Origin of the sequence: Bacillus sp. BD48, from assembly GCF_046566805.1 — a bacterium.
GTDB classification, from domain to species: Bacteria; Bacillota; Bacilli; order Bacillales; family Bacillaceae; genus Bacillus; species Bacillus safensis.
Map to the genome: position 1 here is coordinate 1 of NZ_JANGFM010000018.1, position 553 is coordinate 553.

Here is a 553-nt window from a genome sequence, read left to right on the forward strand (position 1 = left end):
TTTGGGACCAAGGGGTCGCAGGTTCGAATCCTGTCTTCCCGACCATCTTTTATGGGGCCTTAGCTCAGCTGGGAGAGCGCCTGCCTTGCACGCAGGAGGTCAGCGGTTCGATCCCGCTAGGCTCCACTTTATAAAAGTTTATTTTGATCATGGCGGTGTAGCTCAGCTGGCTAGAGCGTACGGTTCATACCCGTGAGGTCGGGGGTTCGATCCCCTCCGCCGCTATAAAGGACCTTTAGCTCAGTTGGTTAGAGCAGACGGCTCATAACCGTCCGGTCGTAGGTTCGAGTCCTACAAGGTCCACCATCTATACGGAGGAATACCCAAGTCCGGCTGAAGGGATCGGTCTTGAAAACCGACAGGGGTGTCAAAGCCCGCGGGGGTTCGAATCCCTCTTCCTCCGCCATATTTTTTAAATTCATATCATCGCGGGGTGGAGCAGTTCGGTAGCTCGTCGGGCTCATAACCCGAAGGTCGCAGGTTCAAATCCTGCCCCCGCAACCAAAATGGTCCGGTAGTTCAGTTGGTTAGAATGCCTGCCTGTCACGCAGGA

General features: G+C 55.0%; 5 tRNA genes. All 5 read left to right on the top strand.

What is annotated here, in order from left to right:
* Positions 1-53 precede the first annotated feature (53 nt).
* The 5 genes from ACLGGR_RS19235 (at position 54) to ACLGGR_RS19255 (ending at position 504) form a co-directional block, all read left to right on the top strand.
* Positions 54-126, top strand: a tRNA-Ala gene (locus ACLGGR_RS19235).
* A 25-nt stretch (positions 127-151) separates the two neighbouring features.
* Positions 152-225: transfer RNA gene (locus ACLGGR_RS19240), tRNA-Met, on the top strand.
* Between the two features lie 4 nt (positions 226-229).
* Positions 230-306 (top strand) — tRNA-Ile (locus tag ACLGGR_RS19245).
* Between the two features lie 7 nt (positions 307-313).
* Positions 314-406 (top strand) — tRNA-Ser (locus tag ACLGGR_RS19250).
* Positions 407-427: 21 nt separating this feature from the next.
* Positions 428-504: transfer RNA gene (locus tag ACLGGR_RS19255), tRNA-Met, on the top strand.
* Positions 505-553: the final 49 nt, after the last annotated feature.